Here is a 22,949-nt window from a genome sequence, read left to right on the forward strand (position 1 = left end):
TAATTAGCAGGGTTAAAACCTTGTTTTGATGATTCTGAGATAAATGCAGTTACAGAATGAGAGGCGAGCACGAACTGCCTATTATCCTGTTTGTAGTGATAATTTTCTCGAAGTGCGACGGGAGAATAAAATAGAGAAAAATGGAGTTTAACACTAATTTAATTAAATTATTTGGTTTTAAATTTGAAATTTAAATGATTATTGATATTTATCTCTAAAAAGGACGGGCGATGAGTTAGCGGCAAAATGGGCCGCCAACTCATTGATAGATTACAGGGCAGTCTGTGCCGGTTCCGCATCGCCCAGCGTTTGGCGCAGGCGGTTTTCCCAGGCGTAGAGCGCGACGGTGAGGATCACCTCCAGCGCCTGCGCCTGATCCAGGCCGCTGTTGAACAGCGGCTGCACGCTCTGCGGGGTGAACTTCTCAGGTGCGCGAGTCAGCTCGGCGGCGGTGCGCATCACTGCGAGTTTTACCGAATCTTCGGTATACGCCAGCCCCTGAGGCAGCCCGGCGAACAGCGCCTGAACCAATCCCTCATCCTGCAATTCTTGCGCGACGGTGGCCGCGCAGTAACGGCTGCCGTTGATGCGCGAGACCGCCAGCGTCGCCAGCGCCTTGAGGCGACTCGATAACCCATATCCTTCGGCATTGATGCCGTTGAACACCCCGTTGCGCTCGCGCAGGGTGGCGGCGTCGTGGGCTAACAGCAAATAATAAGATTCGGCGCGCGCCTGCGGGTGACTTTGATCCAACACATCAAGCTGTTCGGCGGCGGCGGTTTCCGCGTCTATCGGTGGCAGGCGGGCAGACCAATTCAGTTCGTCGGCGCTGAAAGCGATGCCATCGGCGTCTTCGACGTTAGGAAAGCCGGGCACTACCACCGCCGGGCGGCCGGCCAACGCCGCGACGCCGGCGACCACGCGCGCTTGATAGCTGACAAAACCGATCACCTGCGAAAAGGTGACAATATCCGCCGGGCTCAGCCCGACGTCGGCGAGTTGTTGCAGCGCCTTGCGGCAAATCAGCGTGGGCTGGCTGGCAAGCTGGCGGGCATATTGGGTGATCTGAGCAAGGCGGATATTGCTTTCCCGGGAGGCGTCCGGGCTGTGCAGCGGGGCGAGGCGGGCGGCGTAGTGGCTACAAAGCGATTGCACGCCCGTCACCTGAGCGACGGTCAACGCGGTGCTGAGGCGATCGTAGGGTGACAATGTCACGTATCGTGACAGCGGCACCTGGTCGGGAAACAGCGCGTGGTAACCGGCCAACGAGGCGCTGAACACCCCGGCGCGAGCGCTGAGCGCATTGTTTAAGGCTTCATCGGCGAAGGCGCCCAGCCCCAGCAGAAAGCGATCGCGAAGGGTGGCCGCCTGGGGTTCCAGCGGCGCATCGCCCCGCACGCTGCTTTGGGTTTCGTGATACCACTGGGCATTATGTTGTCGACGGAGTCGTTCCATAGGTCAATCCTTAATCATGATCAACAGCCGCCGCTGCGCGCGGCAGCGTCGGCTGGACAAAGAGGCAACATGCCCGCAGGCGGGGCGAAAGGCGGTTTTAGCGCAGCTCATCACAGCAGAGGGCGTGGCCGTAAACAGAAAAACCGGCTGCCAGCGTGAGCAGAAACTGCGTAAGGCGGCGATGGCGAATGCTGTTCATCAGTGCGATATCCTGTCGTATGAGAAGTGCAACGTAGGGGATATCCTCACCGATCGCCCTGGCGAGATAAAATAATGTTACGGACTAATCAATAACTGAAAGGAATAAAATATAAGGATATATAACAAGAATGTAATTTGCATGTGCACTTTCTTGCTAAGCGGCAGGCGCGCAAGGCGATAAAAAACCCGCCGCAGCGGGTTTGAGGTGAAGGCGTGACTCAGAAGCGGCCGCCGTCGCGCCGCCAGGCATCGGCGGTCAACGCTTCGCCGAAGTGGCTGGCGATAAGACGCTTGGTCAATTCGTGCAGCGGCGCCGCCAACACCTCCGCGGTGCTGCCGCGCTCGACGATTTCCCCTTCGTGCATCACCAGCACCTGGTCGCTGATATGTTTCATCATGCCGAGGTGCTGGGTGACATAAATATAGGAAATGCCGTGTTTTTCCTGCAGTTCCAGCATCAGGTTGATGATTTGCGAGCGCATCGACATGTCCAGCGACGCCAGCGCCTCATCGGCGACGATCACCTTCGGTTGCAGGATCAGTGCGCGGGCCAGCGCGACGCGCTGTTTTTGCCCGGAAGCCAGCATGTGCGGATAGTAGTAGGCGTGATCCGGCAGCATGCCGACCTGGCGCAGCGTTTGGTTGATGCGCTGCTCGCGCTCGGCGGGCTCAAGATCGGTGTTCAGCCGCAGCGGCGCATCCAGCAGCTGGCCGATGCGCTGGCGCGGGTTGAGCGAGGTGCTCGGATCCTGAAAAATCATGCGAATACGCTGGCTGCGGTAACGATAATCGCCGAATGCCAGCGGATGATCGTCGATCAGCAGCTCGCCGGCGGTGGGTTCCACCATGCCGGAGAGCATCTTCGCCAGCGTGGATTTGCCGGAGCCGTTCTCGCCGATCACCGCCAGCGTCTGGCCTTCGCGCAGGGTAAAGCTGACCGATTTCACCGCCTCGACGTGCTGGCGGCGGAACAGCCCGGTGCGGTAGCGGTAGGTTTTGCTCAGGTTGCGCACTTCCAACAGCGTTTCCATGTTATTGCTCCTCCATGTTCAGCGGGAAGTGGCAGGCGAAGAAGTGGTTTTTGACCGGGCGCAGGCGCGGCGTTTCGATGCACTTCTTCTGCGCGTAAGGACAGCGCGGCCCCAGGCGACAGCCGATCGGCAGGTGTTCCAGCGAAGGAATGGCGCCCGGCAGCGTATTCAACCGGCTTTTGTGCGGCAGCGAGCGGCCGAAGTCCGGCATGGCGCGGATCAGCGCCTGGGTGTAAGGGTGGTGCGGCGCCGCCAGCAACTCTTCGCACTGGGCGCTCTCCACCGTTTGCCCGCAGTACAGCACGTTCACCCGATCGGCCCACTTGCTCATCATCTGTAGGTCGTGGCTGATCAGCAGAATGGTGGTGTTGTTGTTCTGGTTGAGGCGCGCCAACAGACGGAAAATCTGCGCCTGCGTGGTCGGTTCCATGGCGTTGGTCGGCTCATCGGCGATCAGCAGGCGCGGTTGGTTGGCCAGCGCGATGGCGATCATCACTTTCTGGCACTCGCCTTCCGTCAGCTCGTACGGGAAGCTGCCCATGATGTCGTCATGATCCTTGATGCCGACGCGGTGCAGCAATTCGATGGCGCGGCGTTTGCGCCAGTTGAAGCGCTGCCACCAGTGGCCCTTATAGGTCCAGCCTGGGATGGCCTGCGCAAGCTGGCGGCCGATGCTCTCGGAAGGATCGAGACAGGACTGCGGCTCCTGGAAGATCATTGAGACGTTGTGGCCCACCAGCTTGCGCCGCTCGCGCGGGCTCAGCTGCAGCAGATCGATGTCGTCGAAACGAAAGCGATCGGCGGTAACGCGCCAGTTGTCTTTGGTTACGCCGCAGATGGCCTTGGCGATCAGGCTCTTGCCGGAGCCCGATTCGCCCACCAGCCCGCGCACTTCGCCCTCGGTCAGCGTCATGCTGACGCGATCGACCGCCTTGACCGGCCCTTCGGCGGTCATAAATTCAATCGTCAAATTGCGGATATCGAGTAACGGCATTATTCCACCCCGGCATTGATTGCGCGGCGCATACCGTCGCCTAACAGGTTAACCAGCAGCACGCTGACGAGAATGGCCGCGCCGGGCAGCATCACCGTCCAGGGCGCGACGTACACCAGCTCGAGCGAATCGCCGAGCATCGCTCCCCATTCCGGCGAAGGCAATTGCGCGCCGAGATCGAGGAAGCCGAGCGCGGCGATGTCCAAAATGGCCATCGACAGCGCGCGGGTGAACTCGGTCACCAGCACCGCCGCGATGTTCGGCATGACCGCGTACCACAGGATCTGCAGCGTGGAAGCGCCGTCAAGCCGGGCCGCCACCACGTACTCTTTCTCCAGTTCGTCGTGCACCGCGCTGTAGATGGTGCGCACCATGCGCGGCAACAAGGCGAGCCACACCGCCAGCATGGCGTGTTCAAGTTTGGGGCCGATAAACGCCACCACCACGATCGCCAGCAGCAGCGACGGAATCGACAGCAGGGTATCGAGGATGTGGTTGAGCACCGCCGAGCGTAGCCCGTGGGTGACGCCGGCGAACACGCCGAGGATCACGCCGCAGAACGCCGCGGCCAGCGTCACCGCCAGCGCGGAACCGAAGGTGGCGGCGGTGCCGGTCAACAGGCGGCTGAGGATGTCGCGCCCGAGATCGTCGGTGCCGAGGAAGAACGACACGTTGCCGTAGCGCGACCAGGACGGCGGCAGCAGTTGATAGCCGAGGAACTGCTGATCCAGCGCGTAGGGCGCCAGCAGGCTACCGAACAGCGACAACAGCAACAGGGCGATCACGCCGTAAAAACCGATCATCGCCAGCGCGTCGCCGTAGAAAATCCGCCAGGTGTAGCGCAGCGGGCTCGGCATCTTTTTCTCGCGGTATACGTTATCGAAGGGCATACCATTCCTTATGTTTCAGCGGGTTGGTTGCCGCACCCAGAATGTCGGCCAGAACGTTAATGGTGATCACCAGCGTGCCGACCACCATCACGCCGGCGGAGATCGCCGCATAGTCCTGTTGGCGAATGGCGTTGATCAGCCACCGGCCGAGGCCCGGCCAGCTGAAGACCACTTCGGTGATCATCGCCAGCGTGAGCATGGTGGAGAACTGCAGCCCCAGTTTGGGCACGATCGGCGGCAGCGCGTTGTGCAACACGTGGCGACGAATGATGGTGAAGCGCGACAGGCCGCGGGTGGCGGCGGCCTTGATGTAGTTTTGGCTCAGCACGTCGTCGGTGCTGATGCGCATCAGCCGCACCACTTCGGTGGTGGGTGCCACCGCCAGCGCGGCGATCGGCAGGATCATGTGGCGCAGGGCGCTGCCGATCATCTCGGCGCGATACGGCGAGTCCGACAGCCAGGCGTCGATCAGCGCGAAACCGGTGATGGGCTTCACCTGATACAGCAGATCGAAGCGGCCGGAAACCGGCAGCCAGCCGAGATGCAGCGAGAAGAACAGCATCAGCAGCAGCGCCAGCCAGAACACCGGCATCGAAAAGCCCAGCAGCGCGAAGGTGCTGATGGCGGTGTCCTGCCACTTGCCGCGCAGCACGCCGGCGATGATGCCCAGCGGAATGCCGATAAACAGCGCCAGGGCGAAGGCCAGCAGGCACAGTTCCATGGTGGCCGGGAACACTTCGCGCAGCTGTTCGCTGATCGCCTGGCCGTTGATGCTGGAGACGCCGAAGTCCCAGTGCAGCAGGCTGACGAAGTAGAATTGATAGGCGTCCAGCAGGGCGGCGCCGTTCAGCGGCGCGCGCGGCGTGAAATAGCTCAGACTGAAGCTGACCAGCGTCAGGAAGAACAGCGTGATCAGCAGCAGCAGAATGCGGCGCAGGGTAAAGATAATCACTTTTTCACCTCCGGCGCGGATTCACGGTAAACCCCGGCGAACGAGGCGTTGCCGAACGGGCTCAGCACCAATCCCTTGATGTCGTAACGATAGGCCTGCAGGCGCAGGGAAGACGCCAGCGGCAGCACCGGCAATTGCTGCTCGAGGATTTTCTGCGCCTTGCGGTAGTTGTCGATGCGCTGAGACAGCTGCTGCGACAGCAGCGCGTTCTGCAGCACTTCGTCGAAGCTCGGGTCACACCAGTGAGCATAGTTGGTTTGCGAACGGATTGCCGCGCAGCTCAGCAGCGGCCGGAAGAAGCTGTCCGGATCGTTGCTGTCGGTGGCCCAGCCGGTCAGGGTCAGATCGTGGTTCATTTCCATCAGGCGCGCTTCCTGGAAGCGGCCCTCCACCGGCACGATGGTGACGTTGATGCCCACCTGGCCGAGGTCGGCCTGGATCAGCTCGGCGGTTTTCAGCGGGCTCGGGTTGTAAGACTGCGAGGCGGTAGGCACCCACAGCTTCAGGTTCAGCTGGCCGACGCCGGCCTGCCGCAGCATCTCGCGAGATTTGGCCGGATCGTACTCGGTGACGTGCGCGTCGTTGTCATAGGCCCAGGAGGCGCGCGGCAAGATCGAGGCGGCGGTTTCCGCCGTGCCGTAATAGATAGACTGCATCAACCGCTGGTTGTTGATCGCCAGCGAGATCGCCTGGCGCACATTGAGGTTGTCGAGCGGCGGTTTGCGGGTGTTGAACGCCAGATAGGCGATGTTCATCCCCGGACGCAGCGTCAGGCGCAGGCGCGGATCGTCGCGCAGGATAGACAGCTGGCTGGCCGCCGGATAAGCCAGCACGTCGCATTCGCCGGTCAGCAGTTTGGAGAGGCGGCCGGTACCGCCGGCGCCCAGATCGATCACCACCTGCGGCATGCGCGGCAGCCCTTTCCAGTAGGCGGCGTTGCGCGCCAGGCGAATATATTGCCCCGAGCGGTATTCGTTGAGCAGGAACGGGCCGCTGCCGACCGGCTCGCGGTCGATCAGCTCCTGATGGCCCTCACGCGTCAGCAGATCGGCGTACTCGGCGGACAGCACCGGCGCGTAGTGGGTCGCCAGATGCCACAGGAACGAGGCGTCCGGCGACTGCAGGCGAATCTCCACCGTATAGTCGTCGAGCTTTCTCACGCTCTGCACCGAATCGCCGAACTGCAGGCTGTCGAAATAGGGGTATTCGCCGCCGTTCACGTCGTGATACGGGTGTTTCTGATCGAATACGCGGGCGAAGCTGAATACCACGTCGTCGGCGTTCATCTTGCGGGTGGGCGTGAACCAGGCGGTGGTCTGAAACGGCACGTCCTTGCGCAGATGGAAGCGGTAGGTGGCGCCGTTGTCCAGCACCTCCCAGCTCTGCGCCAGCTCGGGGATCAGGCGATAGGTGTAGGGGTCGACGTCCAGCAGGCGATCGTACAGCTGGGCGGCCAGGGTATCCACCGTCAGGCCACTGCTGGCCATTTGCGGGTTGAAGGTATTCAGTATGCCGCTGACGCAATAAACAAAGCCGCTCTGGCGAATGTCCGGCAGCGGCGCCGCGCTGGGCGCGGGCGGTGTTGTCGCGGCCAGGGCAGAGCCCGTCAGGCACAACGACAGTATCCAAAAGGGTAAACCACGCATAGAGGCTCATGGGTTAATCAGCAATAGCGTTAGTGTATCGCACTCTGACCAGCAGCCCAATCCATTGAGCAAAATCGCTGAGTTTTCTGCGACTTGATTGATCAGCCCGTTCAGCGGCAAGAAAAAAGTTTTCCATGTTATGTTATAATATAACAAAATCATGTTACCGTTCCCCGGCAAAGTCACAATAACGCAAGGGGATGTATGAACGAAGTTGCACTTCCACCACGCCGTTCGCTGCCGGATGCTCAGGCATGGCGCGGCGAAATGAGTGATGTCGGGCTCGATTGGGTCGGGATGCAAGGGATCGCGCTGCCGCTGGAGCTGGCCGGCAAGCCATTGATGGCGAAGGTCGACGCCGGTATCAACCTGCGCGCCGAAGCAGTGGGCGAGCGCGGCATTCACATGTCGCGGCTGTATCTGGCGCTGGACGAGTTGACGCAGGGCGAGCTGACGCCGCAGCGCATCGGCCGAACGCTGCAGGCCTTTTTGGCTTCGCAGCCGGAACACAGCGATCGCGCCAGCTTGTCGATCGGCGGCGAGCTGTTGCTGTCACGCCCGGCGCTGCTGTCGCCGCAGCGCGGCTGGAAAGCCTATCCGCTGCGCATCGAGGCCACTCTGACGGATACGCTGACGCTGGCACTGATCGTCGGCGTGCCTTATTCCTCCACCTGCCCGAGTTCGGCGGCGCTCAGCCGTCAGTTGGCGCAGCAACAGTTCCAGTTTGATTTTGAACAGGCGGCGGAGCGGGTCAGCCAACGGCAGGTGAGCGAGTGGCTGCTGGAGCAAGGGATGCCGGCCACCCCCCACAGCCAGCGCAGCTGGGCCTGGATCACCGTGACGCCCGAGAATGAACGGGCGTTTGAGCCGGTGAAACTGATTGATCGCATCGAACACGCGCTGGGCACGCCGGTGCAAACGCTGGTGAAACGCAGCGACGAACAGGCCTTCGCATTGGCCAACGGTCAGAATCTGATGTTTTGCGAGGACGCGGCGCGCCGTCTGTATCGCATGCTGCGCAGCCAGTGCGACTACCGCGCTTTTTCGCTGCGCGTCGAGCATCAGGAGAGCCTGCATGCCCACAATGCGGTGGCGGAGCTGAGCTGGCGGGGAGAACACCATGCTGCGTAAAAACCCCAGTGGCCATCTGCCGCAGGTCTCGCCGCTGGCCTACATCGATCCCACTGCCATTATTTGCGGCCGGGTGATCGTCGAAGACTTCGTTTACGTCGGCCCTTATGCGGTAATTCGCGCCGACGAGTTGAACGCCGTCGGCGACATGGAGCCGATCGTCATCGGCTCGCACTCCAATATTCAGGACGGCGTGGTGATCCATTCCAAGAGCGGGGCGGCGGTGACTATTGGCCGTTACAGCTCGATCGCCCACCGCGCCATTGTGCACGGCCCGTGCCGCATCGACGATCGGGTGTTTATCGGCTTCAACAGCGTGCTGTTCAACTGCCACGTTCAGTCCGGCTGCGTGGTGCGCTACAACGCGGTCGTGGACGGCGTAACGCTGCCGGAAAACCGCTATATCCCCTCGACCGAGCGCGTGGGGCCGGACAGCGACCTGTCGCGCTATCGCCAGGTCGATCGCGGCGCGCTGCAGTTTTCGGAAGAAGTGGCCGCCACCAACGTCGAGCTGGTGCGCGGTTACCAGGCATTACGCAATGAATTTTAATGAGGTCCCCATGAAACAACTTCCCGTGACCGTGCTTTCCGGCTTTCTCGGCGCCGGCAAGACTACGGTGCTGAACCACATCCTGAACAACCGGCAGGGCATGCGCGTGGCGGTGATCGTCAACGACATGAGCGAGGTGAATATCGACGCTGCGCTGGTGGAGAATGAAGTGCGCCTCGATCGCCAGCAGGAGAAGCTGGTGGAGATGAGCAACGGCTGCATCTGCTGCACGCTGCGCGAAGACCTGCTGGTGTCGGTGCGCGAGCTGGCGCAGGACGGGCGCTTCGATTATCTGTTGATCGAATCGAGCGGCATCTCCGAACCGCTGCCGGTGGCGGAAACCTTTACCTTTGAGGATGAACAAGGGGAAAGCCTGTCGCAGTTCGCCCGGCTGGATACGCTGGTGACGGTGGTCGACGGGGTGAATTTCATCCGGCAATACCAGCAGGCGCAAAGCCTGCAGGAGGCCGGCCAAAGCCTGGGCGAGGACGATCTGCGCAGCGTGGCGGACCTGTTGATTGAGCAAATTGAATTTTGCGACGTGATCCTGGTCAGCAAGACCGATCTGTTGACGCCAACGCAGCAGGGTGAAGTGATGGCGCTGCTGGCCAGCCTGAATCCCGACGCCCGCATTGTGCCGATCGCGCCGGGCAAACTGCCGCTGGAGGCGGTGCTGAATACCGGCAGCTTCAGTTTTGAAAAGGCGCAGCAGGCGCCCGGCTGGCTGAAAGAGCTGCGCGGCGAACACGTGCCGGAGACGGAAAGCTACGGCATCAGCAGCTTTGTCTATCAGGCGCGGCGGCCGTTTGCGCCGGACAAGTTCTACCGCGTGATCAACGGCGACTGGGGCGGCGGCAAGCTGCTGCGTTCGAAAGGCTTCTTCTGGCTGGCGACGCGGCCGCGGCAGGCCGGGCAGTGGAGCCAGGCCGGCGGCATCGCCCATTACGGCCTGGCGGGCACCTTTTGGCGCGCGATCCCGCAAGACAATTGGCCGCAAGATCCGCAAACGCGGGCGCATATTCAGGAGAAATGGGTGGAGCCGTTCGGCGACATGCGCCAGGAGCTGGTGTTTATCGGCCAGCACTTGCAACAGGCGGCGATCGTGCGTCTGCTGGACGACTGCCTGCTGAGCGACGACGAAATGGCCGCCGGCGTGGACTATTGGCTGGAGATGGCAGACCCGTTCCCTGAGTGGTAATTGCGCAATCTTCGTGTGGTAATGAGAAAAATTCTCAACAAAGTGCTTTACAGACGATACTGATAACTATTATCATCGCCTGGCAGTTCACGGAAGGCCACAGTTTGCGGCTCTGATGTGGAAGGCACGACATTGCTCACATTGCTTCCAGTGTTTTTTAAGCCAGCTCGGGTGCTGGCTTTTTTTTTGCCTGTTTCAGACCGGAAACCTCGCCTGGCGAGCCGCCATGCTCCACTTTTTTCTTTTTCGCCGCGTAACCTGGACGATCTCGACAGAAGTTCGGGGTTTCATGCATTCACAGTCCCGTGACGGAATTTCATACTCCTTCTCATCGACGCGCCGGCTGCGTTTGGCCGGCCACTGTTAACCGTGAGGAGAATGCCTGTGATTACCCAACAAACCCCCATCAAGTCAGGATTCGGGCCCAAAACGACCGCCGGCGAGGTGCTCGCGAGCCAGGATCTGTCAGGCACGCTGGCCATCGTCACCGGTGGCCATTCAGGCCTCGGTCTGGAGACGACGCTGGCGCTGGCCGACGCCGGCGCACGGGTTATCGTCGCTTGCCGGGCACCGGCGGCAGCCAAAGCGGTGTTAGGGCTGAGCGCCGGCGTCGAGATCGCCGAACTCGATCTCGCCGATTTGAACAGCGTGCGTCGTTTCGCTGCAGACTTTACCGCATCGAGCCTACGGGCGGATATCGTCATCAATAACGCCGGGGTGATGGCATGCCCGGAGGCGCGGGTGGGGAACGGTTGGGAAAGGCAGTTCGCCACCAACCATCTCGGCCACTATGCGCTGACTAATTTGCTGTGGCCGACCATTGCCGATGGCGGGCGGGTGGTCACCGTCTCCTCCGCCGGGCATCACCATTCGGCGATCCGCTGGGAAGATGTGCAGTTCGAACGCGGTTACGACAAGTGGCTGGCGTATGGTCAGTCGAAGACGGCGAATGCCCTGTTCGCCGTCTGGTTGGATCTTCTGGGCCGCTCGCGGGGGATCCGCGCATTTAGCCTGCATCCGGGTAGCATCGCCACGCCGCTGCAGCGGCACATATCGAGAGCAGAGATGATAGCCCTGGGCTGGATGGACGAAGAGGGCAATCCGGCCGATCCCGATGCCCTTAAAACGCCTCAGCAGGGGGCTGCTACGCAGGTCTGGGCCGCCACCTCACCGCAGTTGCAGGGATTAGGGGGCCTCTACTGCGAGGATGGCGATATTGCCGGCATCGCCGCCCACGACAGTCAGGCGCTGGTCGGCGTGAAGGAATACGCGATCGACCCGGAACAGGCGCAGCGTCTGTGGGCGCTTTCGGCATCGCTGACCGGCATTGATGCCTTCGCCTGACCAGGCCGCTAATCGGATAAGGGGGAGCCCATGATGTCGATGATGAAAGAAAAAAATCTGGCGATATCCAGCATGTTTTTCATGCTGGGGCTGTGTTTCGGCAGTTTGAGTTCAAGGATGGCGACGATCAAGGGAGGGCTTGCGTTGTCTGACGGCGTATTCGGCACCGTCCTGTTCGCCATGTCGGCCGGCGTGGTCGTGTCGCTGCCGATATCGGGATGGGCGATCGCCAAACTCGGCAGCAGGGTGGTCGGCGTCGCGGCTATTCTGTTCAACGCCACGCTTTTGCTTCTGGTGCCCTTCGCCGCGACGGTCCTGCAACTGGCGGTGCTGCTGTTTTTATGCGGGTTCGCTTACAGCGCGGTCAATGTCTCGAACAACATGCAGGCCAGTATCGCCGAGGCGGTCAGCGGTAAAACGAGGCTGCCGTTCTTTCACGGTATATGGGGCGTGGCGGGGTTCGTCGGCGCAGGGATCGGGGCGTTAATGATCGGTCGGGATGTCGCCTTGCCGCTGCACTTTGCGGGCATAGCGGCGGTGGCTCTGATGTCCGCCTTGCTGTGTCGGCGGGCATTGTTCGACAAACCGGAACTGGAACAGACCGGGCGCGCTTTCGCCATCCCGGACCGCTCGCTGTTCAACTATGGCCTGATCGTTTTCTGCTCGATGGCTTGTGAGGGCATTATGTATGACTGGAGCGTCGTTTATTTTCAGGACGTCGTCTCGGTCGATCGAAAATACATCGGCCTGGGTTTTACGGTATTTATGGCGGCCATGACGATCGGCCGGCTCATGCTGAACCGGTTCGTGGATCGGATCGGAGTGAGAAGAACGTTGCAATGGGGCGGGATGCTGGCATTCACCGGCATGACGCTAACGACCTGGTTACCGGGTTTGGTGACGTCGATAATCGGTTTTTTCCTGGTTGGGCTTGGCATTTGCGCCATTATTCCGCTGGTTGCGGGGGCGGCCGCAAGGTCTTCTTCCATGGCGCCAAGCGCCGCCATCGCGGCAGTGCTGACCATCGGTTTTCTGGGGACGCTGATCGGGCCGCCGTTAATCGGGTTCTTATCCGAAACTGTCGGTTTGCGCTATGCCTTTCTGGTCTGCGTCGCGTTGTCGCTCGGCGTCATTTATCGGGCAGGAAAAATACCGCTGTGATCTTACAAGAAGGTGATTCATCGGCGGGCTATCCGCAGATAGACGTGACCGTCGAGAAAGGCCGGCCTCTCCAGGCGGCCGTTCTCAGGCCACATCTCTCAACCTGGGGCTAATAGCTGACGGCCGGGAAAGACCGGCACCCAATCCCCGCGTTGCTAATCCTCGTCTTGCTCGCCGTTTTGCAGCAGCGCATGCTTTTTCAGCATACCGCGTAGCTGATGGTAGGTGAGCCCCAGCAGCTGCGCCGCCTTGCGCTGGTTGAATCGCCCTTGCTGCAGCGCTGCTTCGATCAGCGCCTTCTCTTGCTCCAACTGCCAGTTTTTCAGCTCGAGCGGCAGCGCCGGCAACGCGCTGGCGCCTTCAGGGGCAGGCGTAAGCGGTGTGGCCTCGCGTGGCGCAAACGGGTTGATGACGATCTCATCCAGCGGGTTGTCGCTGTCGCCGTGACGATAGACCGAACGTTCCACCACGTTTTTCAGTTCGCGCACGTTGCCCGGCCAGCCGTAGTTGAGCAACGTCTGCCTGGCGCGTTCGGTAAAGCCGGGAAACAGCGGCAGCGCCAGCTCACGGCACATTTGAATGGCGAAGTGCTCGGCCAGCAACATGATATCGGGCCGGCGTTGGCGCAGCGGCGGCAGCTGCACCACGTCGAACGCCAGCCGATCCAGCAGATCGGCGCGGAACTTGCCCGCCGCCGCCAGCGCCGGCAGATCGTCGTTGGTGGCGCACACCAGGCGCACATCTACCCGCAGCGGCTGGCTGCCGCCCACGCGTTCCAGCTGGCCGTATTCGATCACCCGCAGCAATTTCTCCTGCACCAGCATTGGCGCGGTCGCCAGCTCATCGAGGAACAGCGTGCCGCCGTCGGCGCGCTCGAAGCGGCCCAGATGACGTTTCTGCGCACCGGTAAAGGCACCGGCCTCGTGGCCGAACAGCTCGGAATCCAGCAGGTTTTCATTCAGCGCCGCACAGTTGAGCGAGATGAACGGCCCTTGCCAACGGTTGGAGAGGTAGTGCAGACGATGGGCGATCAGCTCTTTACCGGTGCCGCGCTCGCCGATCACCAGCACCGGTTTGTTCAGCTTTGCCACCTGGGAGACTTGCTCCAATACTTCGACAAAGGCGTTTGCTTCGCCCAACAAATTCTCTGGCTGTTCGTTCATGATGAAATTCGCCAATGTTTGGTGAAAATAATCACTCTACAGCAAGCGCGCAGAGAGTCAAAAATAAAGAGTTGTTGTTTTTCAATTAGATAAAAGTTGGCACGGGTTTTGATTATCTCTTTGGGCAAGCTGTACGACTTAACGCGGCGCTTCAGACGCCATCAGAACCAAGAGGAAGTGAATTATGGGTATTTTTTCTCGTTTTGCCGACATCGTGAACGCCAACATCAACACCCTGCTGGACAAGGCGGAAGATCCGCAGAAGCTGGTGCGGTTGATGATCCAAGAGATGGAAGACACGCTGGTTGAAGTCCGTTCTACGTCGGCGCGCGCGCTGGCGGAGAAAAAGCAGTTGCTGCGTCGCATCGAGCAGGGTGAAAGCCAGGTAAGCGACTGGCAGGAAAAAGCCGAGCTGGCGCTGCGCAAAGATAAAGAAGACTTGGCCCGCGCGGCGCTGATCGAAAAACAAAAGGTTGCCGACCTGATCGCCACGCTGACGCAGGAAGTGGCGACCGTAGAAGAAACGCTGGCGCGCATGAAGAGCGAAATCGGTGAGCTGGAAAACAAGCTGACCGAAACCCGCGCGCGGCAGCAGGCGCTGGCGCTGCGCCATCAGGCCGCATCTTCCTCGCGCGAGGTGCGCCGTCAGCTCGACAGCGGCAAGCTGGATGAGGCGATGGCGCGTTTCGAACAGTTCGAACGTCGCATCGACCATATGGAAGCCGAAGCGGAAAGCATCGGCATCGGTAAAAAGAAGTCGCTGGACCAGGAGTTTGCTGAGCTGAAAGCCGATGACGCCATCAGTGAGCAACTGGCGGCGCTGAAAGCCAAGATGAACCGCTCCGAGTAAGGCGAACCGCGGCCACACGCCGGAGGTGGCCGCCTATCCAGGATCCGATAAGAAGGAATAACAATGAGTGCTTTATTACTTGCCATTCCGCTGACAATTTTCGTGCTGTTTGTCGCGCCGATTTGGCTTTGGCTGCATTACAGCAATCGGCAACAGACCGGCATCCAGCTGAGTCAGCAAGAAATGCAGCGCCTGGCGCAGCTGGCGGAAGACGCCAAACGCATGCGTGAACGCATTCAGGCGCTGGAAGAGATCCTCGATGCGGAACACCCGAACTGGAGACAGTCCTGATGAGCATGACGCTGGGCAGTAAAAAGCTTTATCGCGTACCCGAAGAAGGCATGGTAAAAGGCGTCTGCGCCGGTCTGGCTCACTATTTCGACGTGCCGGTGCGCCTGATCCGCGTGATGGTGGTGCTGTCGCTGTTCTTTGGGCTGTTTTTCTTCACGCTGGTGGCCTATATCGCGCTGGTGTTCGTGTTGGACGAAGCGCCGGCCAGCCGTTTCGAGGGCGAGCATCAGAAGACGCCGCGCCAGTTGCTCGATCAGCTGGAATATGAGCTGGGCAGCGGCGAACAGCAGCTGCGTCAGGTCGAGCGTTACGTGACGTCCGACACCTTCGGCGTTCAGAGCCGCTTCCGCAAGCTGTAACTCTTCTTGCGATATCCGGCCTGTGCAGGCCGGGTATCTTCTCCGCCGTCATCCCGTTGAAGATCATCTTAATCGTCTTGTGCCGGAGGGCATTGTCATGAATAAAATTGATGTCGCGAACGCCCCCAGAACGGGTGGATTTAAATCAGGAGCGGCGGCAATGTTGAAGACATTGGCTAAAGTCATCATCATAGCGTTATTGAACTATGGCCCGGCGGGCGCCGCCGGCTGGCTGTTGAAGACCGTCGGCCGCAAACCGGTGCGCTTCGTGCTGGCGCTGGTGCTGGAACCGCTGTTCCGTAAAGGCCTGAACAAGGCATTCGGGCGTTACGTCAAGGAGAGCAATGAAACGACTGCAAAATGAGTTAACCTCGCTGGTCAACCGCGGAATGGATCGCCATCTGCGCCTGGCGGTGACCGGCCTGAGCCGCAGCGGCAAAACCGCCTTTATCACCGCCTTCGTCAATCAACTGCTGCATGTGCACAGCGGCGCGCGCATGCCGCTGTTTTCACCGGTGCGCGAAGAACGCCTGCTGGGCGTCAAGCGCATCCCGCAGCGCGATCTCGGCATCCAGCGTTTCACCTACGACGAAGGGCTGGCGCAGCTGTACGGCGCGCCGCCGGCCTGGCCGACGCCGACGCGCGGCGTCAGCGAAATCCGACTGGCGCTGCGTTACCGCTCCAACGACTCGTTGCTGCGCCATTTCAAAGACACCTCGACGCTGTACCTGGAGATCGTCGATTATCCGGGCGAATGGTTGCTGGATCTGCCGATGCTCGAGCAGGATTACCTGGCCTGGTCGCGGCAGATGACCGGGCTGCTGCAGGGGGAACGCGCCGAATGGGCCAAGCCCTGGCTTGACCTGTGTAAAACCTGCGATCCGCTGGCCCCGGCCGACGAAAATCGCCTGGCGGCGATCGCCCAGGCCTACACCGATTATCTGTTGCGCTGCAAAAGCGAAGGTCTGCACTTCATTCAGCCGGGCCGTTTCGTGCTGCCGGGCGACATGGCCGGCGCGCCGGCGCTGCAGTTTTTCCCGTGGCCCGATGTTGCCGCGGTGGGCGAGTCGAAACTGGCGCAGGCCGACAAACACACCAATATCGGCATGCTGCGCGCTCGGTTCAATTATTACTGCCAGTCGATCGTCAAAAACTTCTATAAAGAGCATTTCGTCCGTTTCGATCGGCAAATCGTGCTGGTTGACTGCCTGCAGCCGCTCAACAGTGGCCCGCAAGCGTTCAACGACATGCGCCTGGCGCTGACCCAACTGATGCAGAGTTTCCATTACGGCAAACGCACGCTGTTTCGCCGCTTGTTCTCGCCGACCATCGACAAACTGATGTTCGCCGCCACCAAGGCGGACCACATCACCGCCGATCAGCACGCCAATCTGGTGTCGTTGCTGCAACAGCTGGTGCAAGAGGCGTGGCAGAACGCGGCGTTCGAAGGCATCAGCATGGATTGCGTCGGCCTGGCCTCGGTGCAGGCGACCGAGAGCGGCATTGTCGATCATCAGGGGCAGCGTATTCCGGCGCTGAAGGGCAATCGCCTCAGCGACGGCGCGCCGCTGACGGTGTTCCCCGGCGAAGTGCCGGCCCGTTTGCCGGGGCCGGCGTTCTGGCAAAGCCAGGGATTTCACTTCGATGAGTTTCGCCCGCGTGCCATGAGCGTGGACAGCCCGTTGCCGCATATCCGTCTGGATGCGGTGATGGAATTTTTACTGGGAGACAAATTGCGATGAGCGAGCCGATCAAACCGCGTATCGATTTTGACGAGCCGTTGCAGCCGCCGCAGGAACCGACGTTGCGCGCCGGCGTCGCTTTCGACGCCGAGCAGGCGGAGAGCTTCTTTCCGGCGGCGCCGGAGCTGCAGGAGGAGGAGGAAGAAGGGCGCGCCGAGGGCATCATCAACGCTGCGCTGAAGCCGAAACGCAGCCTGTGGCGCAAAATGGTCACCGCCGGGTTGGCGCTGTTCGGCGTCAGCGTGGTGGCGCAGGGCGTGCAGTGGGTGCATACCGCCTGGGTGCAGCAGGACTGGATCGCCATGGGTGGCGGCGTGGCCGGCGGCCTGATCGTGTTCGCCGGCGTTGGTTCGGTGGTCACCGAATGGCGGCGTTTGTATCGGCTGCGCCAGCGCGCGGAAGAGCGCGACGTGGCGCGCGAGCTGTTGCACAGCCACGGACTGGGGCAAGGGCGCGAATTCTGCGAGAAACTGGCGCGCCAGGCCGGGCTGGATCAGGGGCATCCGGCGCTGCAGCGCTGGCAGGCCTCGCTGCATGAAACCCAAAATGACCGTGAAGTGGTGGAGCTGTACGCCAAACTGGTGCAGCCGGTGCTCGACAACCAAGCGCGGCGCGAAATCAGCCGCTCCGCCGCCGAATCGACGCTGATGATTGCCGTCAGCCCGTTGGCGCTGGTGGATATGGCGTTTATCGCCTGGCGCAACATCCGTTTGATTAACCGCATCGCCGCGCTGTACGGCATCGAACTGGGCTACTTCAGCCGCATTCGTTTGTTCCGACTGGTGCTGCTCAACATCGCCTTCGCCGGCGCCTCCGAACTGGTGCGCGAAGTGGGCATGGACTGGATGTCGCAGGATCTGGCGGCGCGGCTGTCGGCGCGCGCGGCGCAGGGCATCGGCGCCGGGTTGTTGACCGCGCGGCTGGGCATCAAGGCGATGGAACTGTGTCGCCCGCTGCCGTGGCTGGAAGGGGAGAAACCGAAGCTTGGCGATTTCCGCAGCCAGCTGATCGGCCAATTGAAAGACACGCTGAAAAAGAGCGACGGCAAGGCCAAATAACCCCGCGACGGCGCTCCTGGCAGCGCCGTTATTTCACCGGCGCCAACGCCGGACGTAATCGAGACTTGACGATAGTCGATCCCCCTGCGCTTGCGTGATAAATATCTGCAAAATTAAATCTTTCTGTGATAACTCTCTGTTTGTGGGCTAAAATGACGCCGATGCTGTTATTCGCTTGCGTTTAAAATCAGCAACCACGGCAATAAATCAGAGTTCTGTCAACTTTTGCTGACAGATCGCTTCTACCGCCCGGTGCGAGGGAGTATCATCATCGCTAACGATCCCCGCACCTGCAGAGATAAGGCCAACACTGATGCGTTTGGAAGTATTTTGCGAAGACCGCCTCGGTCTCACTCGAGAATTACTCGATCTTTTGGTATCGCGCAGCATTGACTTACGTGGCATCGAGATCGATCCCATCGGCCGCATTTACCTCAATTTCTCCCAGCTGGACTTCGATACTTTCCGCGCGCTGATGGCGGAGATCCGCCGCATCGCCGGCGTGACCGACGTGCGCACCGTCAGCTTTATGCCTTCCGAACGCGAGCATCGCGCGCTGCGTGCGCTGCTGGAGTCGATGCCGGAGCCGGTGTTCTCTATCGACATGAAGGGCAAGGTCGAGCTGGCCAATCCGGCGGCGCTGGCGTTGTTCAGCCTGAACGAAGACAAGATCCGCAACCAGACCGCCGGGGCGCTGATCGGCGGCTATAACTTCAGCCGCTGGCTGGAGAGTGAGCATACGGCGCCGCACTCAGAACGGGTGGTGATCCGCAGCCAGGACTTCCTGATGGACATTACGCCTATCTATCTGGAAGACGAACAGCAACAGCCGGCTGCGGTCGGCGCGGTGGTGATGTTGAAGTCCACCGCGCGCATGGGCCGCCAACTGCAAAATCTGTCGGTGAACGACGATACCGAATTCGATCACATCGTCGCGGTGAGCGCCAAGATGCGTCACGTGCTGGAGCAGGCGCGCAAACTGGCGATGCTCGATGCGCCGCTGCTGATCGTGGGCGATACCGGCACCGGCAAGGATATTCTGGCTCGCGCCTGCCACCTGCGCAGCCCGCGCGGCAAACAGCCGTTCCTGGCGCTGAACTGCGCCGCGCTGCCGGATGACGTGGTGGAGAGCGAGCTGTTCGGCCATGCGCCGGGCGCTTATCCCAACGCGCTGGAAGGCAAAAAGGGCTTCTTCGAGCAGGCCAACGGCGGTTCGGTGCTGCTGGATGAGATTGGCGAAATGTCGCCGCGCATGCAGACCAAACTGTTGCGTTTTCTCAATGACGGCACGTTCCGCCGGGTCGGCGAAGAGCATGAGGTGCACGTCGACGTGCGCGTGATCTGCGCCACCCAGAAGAACCTGACCGAGCTGGTGCAGCGCGGCGAATTCCGCGAAGACCTCTATTATCGCCTCAACGTGCTGACCATCACCATTCCGCCGCTGCGCGAACGCCCGCAGGACATCATGCCGCTGACCGAGCTGTTCGTGGCGCGCTTCGCCGATGAGCAGGGCGTGGCGCGGCCCAAGCTGGCGAACGATCTGGGCAGCTTCCTCAGCAAATACGGCTGGCCGGGCAACGTGCGCCAGCTGAAAAACGCCATCTACCGCGCGCTGACGCAAACCGAAGGCTACGAACTGCGGCCGCAGGATATCGTGTTGCCGGAGTTCGAGGTGGAGATGTCGCTGGGCGACGAGGTGCTGGACGGTTCACTGGACGACATCAGCAAGCGTTTCGAGCGCTCGGTGCTGACGCGCCTGTATCGCACCTATCCCAGCACCCGCAAGCTGGCGAAGCGGTTGGGCGTTTCCCATACCGCCATCGCCAACAAGCTGCGCGAGTATGGCCTGAGCAGCCGCAAAGGCGGCGCTGAAGGCGAAGAATAAAAAAGGCGCCTTGCGGCGCCTTCCCGTGTATCCAAAGCCGGCGTTCGTCGGCTTTATTATTTCAGCGCTGCCAGCGCTGCGTCGTAATCCGGCTCGGTGGTGATTTCGTTCACCAGCTCGCTGTACAGCACGTTGTCCTGGCCATCCAGTACCACGACCGCACGCGCGGTCAGGCCCGCCAATGGACCTTCGGCGATTTCAACGCCGTACGCCTGTTTGAACTCGGCGCCGCGCAGGGTGGACAGCGTGACCACGTTGCTCAGGCCTTCCGCGCCGCAGAAACGAGACTGGGCGAACGGCAGATCGGCGGAGATGCACAGCACCACGGTGTTATCCAGGCCGCTGGCCAACTGGTTGAATTTACGCACCGACGTCGCGCAGACGCCGGTATCGATGCTTGGGAAGATGTTCAGGACTTTGCGTTTACCCGCGAAGCTGCTCAGCGCTACGTCTGACAGGTCTTTGGCAACCAGCGAGAAGGCCTTGGCCTGTTCGCCCTGCTGTGGCAGTTTGCCCGCTACGCTGACCGGATTGCCTTGAAAATGTACTGTCTGAGTCATTGCTAGATTCCTTTTACAGGTGTTTATACAAAGGGTATGAACCTGATAAAACGGCGCGCCGGCGGCGGCTGTTAACATCAGGTTCACACCCTGACGCCAGTTTATGACAAGCGGGGCGGATTGGATATCAAAGTTTGCTAAATAGTTGTATATATTAGGCTGTTCTATAAAACATCACCGGCGCATCAGCCTGCCTGGATGCGCAGTTTTCGCTCAGGAGCCGTTATGAGAGACATGCGTTTTTACCCGGAAGCCTGGCCGCTGCACACCGCCTTCGTGATCGCGCGCGGCAGCCGCACCGAAGCCAGGGTGGTGGTGGTCGAAATCGAACAGCAGGGCGTGCGCGGCGTCGGCGAATGCACGCCGTATCCGCGCTATGGCGAGAGCGAGGAATCGGTGATGACGCAGCTGGCAGAGATGGCGCCGGCGATCGCGCAAGGCATCACCCGCGAACAGCTACTGACGCAGATGCCGGCGGGCGCGGCCCGCAACGCGCTGGACTCGGCGCTGTGGGATTTGGAGTGTGGTCTGCACGGGCAGAGCCTGTGGCAGCGCAGCGGCGTGACGGCGCCGGCGCAGATCCGTATGGCGCAGACCGTCAGCATCGGAACGCCGGAAGCGATGGCCTTCGCCGCGCGTGAGCTGGAGCGGCAGGGCGCCACGCTGCTGAAGATCAAACTCGACGATCACTATATCAGCGAGCGGCTGGTGGCGATCCGCGCCGCGGTGCCGCAGGCGACGCTGATTGTCGACGCCAATGAATCCTGGCAGGCGGAAGGGCTGGCGGCACGCTGCCAGCTGTTGGCCGATCTCGGCGTAGCGATGCTGGAGCAGCCGCTGCCGGCCGGTGACGACGCCGCATTGGAACACTTTATTCATCCGCTGCCGATCTGCGCCGATGAGAGCTGCCACACCCGCGCCGATCTGCCGCGGCTGGCGCAACGCTATCAGATGGTCAACATCAAACTGGACAAAACCGGCGGCTTGACCGAGGCGCTGGCGCTGGCGCAGGCCGCGCGCGAACAGGGATTCGCCATCATGCTCGGCTGCATGTTGTGCACGTCGCGGGCGATATCCGCCGCCTTGCCGCTGGCGCCGGCGGCGCGCTTCGTCGATCTGGACGGCCCGACCTGGCTGGCGCGGGACGTCGAACCGGGTCTGGCGTTCGAATGCGGGGCGATCGTCGATCTCGCCCCGTAGGGATTAATTCGGGTAGGTCAGCAGTTCGGTCATGGCGTCGATGTAGCGCTCGCTGGCGGCATCGGCGGAGATCGGCGGGAATTCGGCGGTGATGCACGGCAGCGACAGATCCGCGCACCAGCTGCCGAACGAACCGGGCGTCTCATAGCCGACGCTGGTCACCAGCGGGAGTTCGAACTTGTGCGACAGCCAAACGCCGAGCCGCGAGCTGGCGGGATCTTCGATGCAGGCCAGCGGCTCATGGAACGACACCACCCAATGCGGCTTCAGGCGATGGATCAGATGACACAGCGCCTGGGTTTCCGGTTCGGAGCCGGGGCGCCCGCCGGTGGAGAGCCTGACGTCGCGCACCGGCGCCGCGCTGTTCCAGCGATAGACGGTGTCCCCGGAGCGCCAGTTGGCGGCCGGGAAGTTGCGGTTCAGATCGACGCCGTTGGCATTGGCGCGCAGCCCCAGCTGACAGCCGTCGGGGTTGACCGCCAGCACCACGTGGTGGCGCAACTGTTCGGGGGCGATGCTGCGCAGCGCGCAGGACAGGGTTACGATGGCGGCGCTCTCATCGCCATGGGTGCCGGCGATGATCAGCCCGGTTTCCGGGCCGCTGACCGCCGCCGGGAAATAGAGCAGCGGCGCGCCCAGCAGCGAGCTGCCGTAGTTCTCTCCTGCGACGGCCAACTGGCCACGTTCACTGCGCGGTCGATGTTCGGTCATGGTGTTGTCCCTGAGTTAAAGGCCGAGAGTCATTGTCATTTTATTCAGTGTATTACGCTTTGAGACATCTTTCCCATCGCAATTGTGCGGCGTTTGCGCGATCTGTGATGCGGTAGCGGCGAAAACGCCAATTAAACCGCACCTGGCCTGAGGCTGTTGTTATACTAACGGCAGAGCTAAGCCAATCACCCGCAAGAGGATTTAACATGCCAGTAGCCAGAATCATCGCCAGCTATAGCGAAAATGAAAATGACACCATCACGCTGCTGTGCGGCGTAGACGCTGAAAACCAGATCCGTCAGGGGGAATGGTTCGGCGTGGTGAAAAATGACGACGGGCGCGGGGACGAATCGAACTATCCGTTCACCCTGCATATCGATTACCAGAAAGATGCCTTCTATCTCGACTACGGCTACGACGACGCGGATGCGCGTCAGCTGCAAAAAACCGATATCTCGGCCCGTCCGCTGGCTGAGAAAGGCTTTTTCACCGTGTTCGATGAAGAAGAGGGTGAAGAGTTCAGCTACCGCATCAACAGCATCCACCTGTACGACTGACGGTCGCTGCCGCAATCCCA

At 61.1% G+C, this 22,949-nt stretch carries 25 protein-coding genes; 15 read left to right on the plus strand and 10 right to left on the minus strand.

The annotated features are described in order from the left end of the window. Positions 1 to 270 precede the first annotated feature (270 nt). Positions 271 to 1,455, minus strand: a complete 1,185-nt coding sequence (locus tag ACJ8J1_RS06385; protein WP_047575019.1) for a CMD domain-containing protein — start codon at positions 1,453 to 1,455, stop codon at positions 271 to 273. A 16-nt stretch (positions 1,456 to 1,471) separates the two neighbouring features. Between ACJ8J1_RS06385 and ACJ8J1_RS06390 the strand changes: the two genes are divergently transcribed. Then, complete coding sequence (locus ACJ8J1_RS06390) at positions 1,472 to 1,729, plus strand: hypothetical protein (RefSeq protein WP_004930590.1); 258 nt, start codon at positions 1,472 to 1,474, stop codon at positions 1,727 to 1,729. A 145-nt stretch (positions 1,730 to 1,874) separates the two neighbouring features. On the opposite strand, the gene sapF is transcribed toward ACJ8J1_RS06390, so the two are convergent. Genes sapF through sapA form a run of 5 tightly spaced genes read right to left on the minus strand, consistent with a single transcriptional unit; the run spans position 1,875 to position 7,169 of the window. Then, entirely contained in the window at positions 1,875 to 2,687 is an 813-nt protein-coding gene (sapF, locus tag ACJ8J1_RS06395) for a putrescine export ABC transporter ATP-binding protein SapF (RefSeq protein WP_016927550.1), read from the minus strand. Between the two features lies 1 nt (position 2,688). Beyond that, positions 2,689 to 3,681 carry a putrescine export ABC transporter ATP-binding protein SapD gene (sapD, locus tag ACJ8J1_RS06400; protein ID WP_016927551.1) on the minus strand — a complete coding sequence of 331 codons (993 nt, stop codon included), beginning with the start codon at positions 3,679 to 3,681 and terminating at the stop codon, positions 2,689 to 2,691. Beyond that, a complete protein-coding gene (sapC, locus tag ACJ8J1_RS06405) occupies positions 3,681 to 4,571 on the minus strand; it encodes a putrescine export ABC transporter permease SapC (RefSeq protein WP_004930580.1) in 891 nt (296 codons plus the stop codon). Before sapC ends, sapD begins: the two co-directional genes overlap by 1 nt. After that, positions 4,558 to 5,523: a putrescine export ABC transporter permease SapB gene (gene sapB / locus ACJ8J1_RS06410; protein ID WP_004930575.1), complete on the minus strand. Its 966-nt coding sequence runs from the start codon at positions 5,521 to 5,523 to the stop codon at positions 4,558 to 4,560. Before sapB ends, sapC begins: the two co-directional genes overlap by 14 nt. Beyond that, positions 5,520 to 7,169 carry an ABC transporter substrate-binding protein SapA gene (gene sapA, locus ACJ8J1_RS06415; protein WP_033643238.1) on the minus strand — a complete coding sequence of 550 codons (1,650 nt, stop codon included), beginning with the start codon at positions 7,167 to 7,169 and terminating at the stop codon, positions 5,520 to 5,522. Before sapA ends, sapB begins: the two co-directional genes overlap by 4 nt. Before the next feature lie 204 nt (positions 7,170 to 7,373). Here sapA and folE2 point away from each other — a divergent pair, with 204 nt between their 5' ends. From folE2 to zigA, 3 genes are read left to right on the plus strand one after another with little or no spacing between them, the layout of a single operon-like run. Continuing rightward, positions 7,374 to 8,300: a GTP cyclohydrolase FolE2 gene (folE2, locus tag ACJ8J1_RS06420; RefSeq protein ID WP_103681800.1), complete on the plus strand. Its 927-nt coding sequence runs from the start codon at positions 7,374 to 7,376 to the stop codon at positions 8,298 to 8,300. Next, the gene (locus ACJ8J1_RS06425) at positions 8,290 to 8,850 is read left to right on the plus strand and encodes a carbonate dehydratase (protein WP_033643236.1); all 561 of its coding nucleotides are present in this window, start codon (positions 8,290 to 8,292) and stop codon (positions 8,848 to 8,850) included. The genes folE2 and ACJ8J1_RS06425 overlap by 11 nt, the downstream gene beginning before the upstream one ends. A 10-nt stretch (positions 8,851 to 8,860) precedes the next feature. Next, complete coding sequence (gene zigA / locus ACJ8J1_RS06430) at positions 8,861 to 10,048, plus strand: zinc metallochaperone GTPase ZigA (protein ID WP_033650275.1); 1,188 nt, start codon at positions 8,861 to 8,863, stop codon at positions 10,046 to 10,048. A 157-nt stretch (positions 10,049 to 10,205) separates the two neighbouring features. Here the strand turns inward: zigA and ACJ8J1_RS06435 are convergent, their stop codons facing one another. Beyond that, positions 10,206 to 10,343 (minus strand): hypothetical protein, encoded by a 138-nt coding sequence (locus tag ACJ8J1_RS06435; protein WP_154582449.1) that lies wholly within the window; start codon positions 10,341 to 10,343, stop codon positions 10,206 to 10,208. Between the two features lie 83 nt (positions 10,344 to 10,426). On the opposite strand from ACJ8J1_RS06435, the gene ACJ8J1_RS06440 reads away from it, so the two are divergent. Continuing rightward, positions 10,427 to 11,392, plus strand: a complete 966-nt coding sequence (locus tag ACJ8J1_RS06440) for an SDR family NAD(P)-dependent oxidoreductase (protein ID WP_060660658.1) — start codon at positions 10,427 to 10,429, stop codon at positions 11,390 to 11,392. Between the two features lie 30 nt (positions 11,393 to 11,422). Further along, a complete protein-coding gene (locus ACJ8J1_RS06445) occupies positions 11,423 to 12,553 on the plus strand; it encodes an MFS transporter (protein ID WP_060660659.1) in 1,131 nt (376 codons plus the stop codon). 155 nt (positions 12,554 to 12,708) lie between these two features. Here the strand turns inward: ACJ8J1_RS06445 and pspF are convergent, their stop codons facing one another. Beyond that, entirely contained in the window at positions 12,709 to 13,716 is a 1,008-nt protein-coding gene (pspF, locus tag ACJ8J1_RS06450; RefSeq protein ID WP_060660660.1) for a phage shock protein operon transcriptional activator, read from the minus strand. A gap of 184 nt (positions 13,717 to 13,900) precedes the next feature. Between pspF and pspA the strand changes: the two genes are divergently transcribed. The 7 genes from pspA to tyrR all read left to right on the plus strand — a co-directional run bounded on the left by pspA (position 13,901) and on the right by tyrR (position 19,901). After that, on the plus strand, positions 13,901 to 14,566 hold the full coding sequence (gene pspA / locus ACJ8J1_RS06455) for a phage shock protein PspA (RefSeq protein WP_046687135.1): 666 nt from the start codon (positions 13,901 to 13,903) through the stop codon (positions 14,564 to 14,566). 63 nt (positions 14,567 to 14,629) lie between these two features. Continuing rightward, positions 14,630 to 14,857: an envelope stress response membrane protein PspB gene (pspB, locus tag ACJ8J1_RS06460; protein ID WP_004930553.1), complete on the plus strand. Its 228-nt coding sequence runs from the start codon at positions 14,630 to 14,632 to the stop codon at positions 14,855 to 14,857. Next, positions 14,857 to 15,216, plus strand: a complete 360-nt coding sequence (pspC, locus tag ACJ8J1_RS06465) for an envelope stress response membrane protein PspC (RefSeq protein ID WP_033643233.1) — start codon at positions 14,857 to 14,859, stop codon at positions 15,214 to 15,216. Before pspB ends, pspC begins: the two co-directional genes overlap by 1 nt. A 97-nt stretch (positions 15,217 to 15,313) precedes the next feature. Further along, positions 15,314 to 15,580 (plus strand): phage shock protein PspD, encoded by a 267-nt coding sequence (pspD, locus tag ACJ8J1_RS06470; RefSeq protein ID WP_072055823.1) that lies wholly within the window; start codon positions 15,314 to 15,316, stop codon positions 15,578 to 15,580. Further along, positions 15,561 to 16,958 carry a YcjX family protein gene (locus tag ACJ8J1_RS06475; protein ID WP_033650278.1) on the plus strand — a complete coding sequence of 466 codons (1,398 nt, stop codon included), beginning with the start codon at positions 15,561 to 15,563 and terminating at the stop codon, positions 16,956 to 16,958. Before pspD ends, ACJ8J1_RS06475 begins: the two co-directional genes overlap by 20 nt. Continuing rightward, positions 16,955 to 18,016 carry a YcjF family protein gene (locus ACJ8J1_RS06480; protein ID WP_060660661.1) on the plus strand — a complete coding sequence of 354 codons (1,062 nt, stop codon included), beginning with the start codon at positions 16,955 to 16,957 and terminating at the stop codon, positions 18,014 to 18,016. Before ACJ8J1_RS06475 ends, ACJ8J1_RS06480 begins: the two co-directional genes overlap by 4 nt. Before the next feature lie 313 nt (positions 18,017 to 18,329). Beyond that, complete coding sequence (gene tyrR / locus ACJ8J1_RS06485; RefSeq protein ID WP_033643230.1) at positions 18,330 to 19,901, plus strand: transcriptional regulator TyrR; 1,572 nt, start codon at positions 18,330 to 18,332, stop codon at positions 19,899 to 19,901. Positions 19,902 to 19,957: 56 nt separating this feature from the next. Here the strand turns inward: tyrR and tpx are convergent, their stop codons facing one another. Further along, on the minus strand, positions 19,958 to 20,461 hold the full coding sequence (gene tpx / locus ACJ8J1_RS06490; protein WP_004930536.1) for a thiol peroxidase: 504 nt from the start codon (positions 20,459 to 20,461) through the stop codon (positions 19,958 to 19,960). 225 nt (positions 20,462 to 20,686) lie between these two features. Between tpx and ycjG the strand changes: the two genes are divergently transcribed. Next, entirely contained in the window at positions 20,687 to 21,661 is a 975-nt protein-coding gene (ycjG, locus tag ACJ8J1_RS06495; RefSeq protein ID WP_046687132.1) for an L-Ala-D/L-Glu epimerase, read from the plus strand. 3 nt (positions 21,662 to 21,664) lie between these two features. Here the strand turns inward: ycjG and mpaA are convergent, their stop codons facing one another. After that, positions 21,665 to 22,372 (minus strand): murein tripeptide amidase MpaA, encoded by a 708-nt coding sequence (gene mpaA / locus ACJ8J1_RS06500; RefSeq protein ID WP_033643228.1) that lies wholly within the window; start codon positions 22,370 to 22,372, stop codon positions 21,665 to 21,667. A gap of 206 nt (positions 22,373 to 22,578) precedes the next feature. Between mpaA and ACJ8J1_RS06505 the strand changes: the two genes are divergently transcribed. Beyond that, complete coding sequence (locus ACJ8J1_RS06505) at positions 22,579 to 22,929, plus strand: hypothetical protein (RefSeq protein ID WP_015378006.1); 351 nt, start codon at positions 22,579 to 22,581, stop codon at positions 22,927 to 22,929. Positions 22,930 to 22,949 lie beyond the last annotated feature (20 nt).

The sequence above is a fragment of the Serratia sp. CY37869 genome, from assembly GCF_052168895.1.
GTDB classification, from domain to species: Bacteria; Pseudomonadota; Gammaproteobacteria; order Enterobacterales; family Enterobacteriaceae; genus Serratia; species Serratia ureilytica.